Below are 204 nucleotides of genomic sequence, written 5' to 3'. Positions count from 1 at the left end.
GACGATGTTGGCGCCGTCGGCGGTGGAGGCGCCCTGGACTTCGAGGGCTTTGTTGCTGTGGCGGGAGATGAGGCGGACGTGGCCGTCGGAGCTGTCGGCGAGCCTCCATTGCTGGTTGGTGCCGTTGCCGTCGGTCCATTGGACGATGGCGCCGCCGTTGGCGGTGGAGAAGTTGTGGACGTCGAGGACCTTGCCGGAGTGGCG

The 204-nt window shown here is 67.6% G+C and carries 1 protein-coding gene; it reads right to left on the bottom strand.

Annotated elements, in window-relative coordinates:
- Window positions 1-204, bottom strand: a 204-nt coding sequence (locus IO39_RS43870; RefSeq protein ID WP_043638119.1) for an RICIN domain-containing protein, incomplete at both ends; no start/stop codon positions are given.

This window comes from Nonomuraea candida, assembly GCF_000725485.1.
Classification (GTDB): domain Bacteria; phylum Actinomycetota; class Actinomycetes; order Streptosporangiales; family Streptosporangiaceae; genus Nonomuraea; species Nonomuraea candida.
This window is presented reverse-complemented; position numbering and strand designations above follow the sequence as displayed.